Genomic DNA, 3199 nt, shown 5'->3' with positions numbered 1-3199 from the left:
GTCTCGATTCACCCAGGTGGCCGCTTGGTCGCCACTGCCAACAACGGGCGGGTCGCTCTCAGAACGGTGGAACGGCGGGGTGGGTTGACCGACACAATCGAGTGCGTAGCGGCGGACCGCGTTCGGTTCAGCCCGGACGGCACATGGCTGGCTGGCGTCGGCATCTCGGTCGACGGCGTCAAACTTTGGCCGGTCGACGGGGATGCCGTCGTCGAACCACCGAAACAGCTGTATGTGCACGACGATCCGTACCTCGATTCCGCCACCAAGGTCGTCTTCAGCGCGGACGGCCGCCGACTGGTCGCAGCCTCGTGCACCGACGTCATCGTGTGGGAGTGGGCGGAGGGTGCACCGGTGCCCCGCGCGTGCATCTCGTTTGACGCGCCAGTCGTGACGGTCGCCATCAGTCCGGACTCGACGATGCTGGCCACCGCGGCAGACCTCAGGCCGATACTCCTGTGGGACTTGAGCTGACCGCGGCCCGGCTTGGCGGTCAGCCTTCGGAGTGGCAGGGCGGCGTTCCGACACGTCACGGCTAAAGGCGGCAGGTCTGCTTGTCCGGACAATCGGGTCTGGTCATCCGGACACTTTCCGGTCAAGGCCGTCCGGACTTACCCCACGAACCGCGCTCCACAGTCGCCCCGTTCGCAGACTTCATCCGGAATGGACACACCGACCCTGCGCGGTCTATGCTCCGTCGTGCCTGAGCAGTAGGAACGATCATCGTCGGCAGACCACCAGTCCGCTTCCCTACACGCGCGGACCGCCACGGTGAACGACGGCCCTGCTCAGGTCCCCGCGGCCGGCGCAACCATGACCTTGGTTGATCATCGTGCTGCCCTGCGGGACTGCCGCGCGACGAGCGCTGCACCTTTCCGGTTTTTCCTCGGCGAGTTCCGCCGAGCCGACGGAGGTCAGGACTGTGGGTCGTGCCATGAGCAGCGCGGAATGGAACGAAGACGGCGAGGAAGTGCTGCTCCTTGTCGACGGGTTCAACCTGTTGTGGCGGGCCGCATTCGGCTTCCCCGCAGTCATCCGAAACCCGAGCGGAACAGACGTCACGGCCATCTTCGCCTTCTTCGCCCTGCTGCGGTCGAGCTGCCGGACGCTCGACACCCCGGTGGAATGCGTGGTGTGTTTCGACGGCGAGGACGGCCTGCAGTCGCGTCAGGCCTCCGACTCCGAATACAAGCAGAACCGTGTGGACGTCGACCTCAGCCCGCTGGACTGGCTCGACGACATCAAGAAGGGCCTCGATGTGATCGGAGTCGGCTGGGTCGAATCCTGCGCGCACGAGGCCGACGATGTGATAGCCACTCTCGTCAACCGATCAGCTGGCCGGCCGCGCTCCGTACTGTCCATGGACAAGGATTTCTACCAGCTCATCGACGATGAGGTGACCGTCCTCAACACCGTGAAGAAACGGTCGCGGGCCATCGTGAACCGAACGGAGGTCGTAGACCGATTTGGTGTGGAACCCCGGCAGTGGTGCGACTTCCGTGCACTGATGGGTGACCCGTCGGACAACATTCCGGGAGTTCGCGGCATCGGCAAGGTCCGGGCCGCCCGCATTCTGGCCGATGGCCTGACGCTCGAGGAAGCACGGGCCGCGGGCCGTCTGGTCGGCGCCGCCGGGGCCACGGCCGAACAGATGTGGGACAAGGTGCTGACCTGGCGGCAGATGATCCGCCTTCAGATCGACATCGATCTCCCCGCACTACCGCAACGCACCTCGGTGGACGCCGCGTACCTCCCGCTGGCCGCCGCCGTCGTCAACACGCTGGGCCTGTGGCGGTGAGCGGCGCGACTCCGGGCAGCGTCCTCGCGGTGACCGCCCATCCCGACGACGCCGAGCTGTGGATGGGCGGCACCCTCGCCCGGCATGCCCGGCATGCCCCCGTCACGATCGCCGTGGAGAAGGTGGACGAACAGCGGGCCGCTGAGGCGAGGTCGGCCGCGGAGATGCTCGGCGCCGGTGTGGAGGTGGTCGACCGGCATCGGGAGCAGGACTGTGTCGACCTGCTGTGCCGGCTCACACCCGAGGTCCTGGTTGTTCACCCGCGCAACGACATGCACCACGACCATCGGAGGGTGAGCGAGATCGCGCTGGCCGCCGTGGCGCGGGCAATCATCGAGACCGGATTTCCCCGGCGGGTGTATGCGTGCGACACCTACGAGTCGTGGACTTTGGACGGTCCCTTTCCGGGGCGGGTTGTCGTCGACGTCACCGAGACGTTTGAAATCAAGCTTCAAGCGTTGCGTGCCCATCGAAGCCAGCCGCTGGAGCATTTTGTGGGGATGGCGGAACGGATGGGCGCCAGCTGGGGTGGACGCATCGGGAAGCCTTACGCCGAGGCGTTCCAGCCGATCCCCGTGCTCGGCCGGCTGCCAGCGGCGACCTGTCTGTGACCCGAACTCCCTGCGCAGGGACCTTATCCGTGTATGGACCGAAGGCAAGGAGCGTAGATGGCTAATCGGCATTTCGGGCGGATCGGGGACGTCTGGAAGCATCTTCCGCTGGCTGAGATCCTCCTGCTGGAACGGCCGCGCCGGTACTGGGAGACGCATGCCGGTTCGGCGTCCTATCCACTTACGCCCTCGATGGAGCGCGACTACGGCGTGTACCATTTTTTGGAGCACAGCCGGGCGTCGCCGCAACTCGCCGTCTGCCGGTACCGGCAGACACTTGCCCATTCCGCGTTTCGATGCGATCGACCGTCGCGATACCCCGGGTCGTCCCTGATCGCCATGGAGATCCTCAGGCAGGCCGCCGTGTACCTACTGCCGGACCTCGACGGGGACAGCGTGACGTCCCTCCGGCAGGCCGCGGCGGATCGTCAGCTCCTCGATGTGACGTGCCCGCAGATGGACGGCGTCACGGAGATCAGACGTGCCGGGGACGCGTTGGACGCGAGCGAAGTCGCGACGACCTTCGTCCTCGTCGATCCTTTCTATCCGTTCGGTGACACCACCGGATCTGTCACGCCGGCGGACCTGTTCTGCCAGTTGGCCGCCCGCGGGTTCATGGCCATGTTCTGGTACGGATTCGATTCCCCCGCCCACCGGGTGGAACTACACGCACGGATCGCCGAGATACTGACGGAATACGGGATATCCGGTGCGACCGCGCCGCTGTGGTGCGGCGAAGTCGCACTGGCCGCGCTCGGCCGGCCGGGGTTCGCCGTGCAACCGGGAACCC

The 3199-nt window shown here is 66.2% G+C and carries 4 protein-coding genes; all 4 read left to right on the top strand.

All coding sequences use genetic code 11. From position 1 onward, the window contains the following. Nucleotides 1–474, top strand: a 474-nt coding sequence (locus tag U9980_RS26210; RefSeq protein WP_322770374.1) for a WD40 repeat domain-containing protein, incomplete at its 5' end; no start/stop codon positions are given. 460 nt (nucleotides 475–934) lie between these two features. After that, the gene (locus U9980_RS26205) at nucleotides 935–1798 is read left to right on the top strand and encodes a 5'-3' exonuclease (protein WP_322770373.1); all 864 of its coding nucleotides are present in this window, start codon (nucleotides 935–937) and stop codon (nucleotides 1796–1798) included. After that, on the top strand, nucleotides 1795–2409 hold the full coding sequence (locus U9980_RS26200) for a PIG-L deacetylase family protein (RefSeq protein ID WP_322770372.1): 615 nt from the start codon (nucleotides 1795–1797) through the stop codon (nucleotides 2407–2409). Before U9980_RS26205 ends, U9980_RS26200 begins: the two co-directional genes overlap by 4 nt. Nucleotides 2410–2466: 57 nt before the next feature. Continuing rightward, nucleotides 2467–3199, top strand: a 733-nt coding sequence (locus U9980_RS26195) for a 23S rRNA (adenine(2030)-N(6))-methyltransferase RlmJ (protein WP_322770371.1), incomplete at its 3' end; no start/stop codon positions are given.

Source organism: Protofrankia sp. Cr1 (assembly GCF_963555865.1).
GTDB lineage: Bacteria > Actinomycetota > Actinomycetes > Frankiales > Frankiaceae > Protofrankia.
This window is presented reverse-complemented; position numbering and strand designations above follow the sequence as displayed.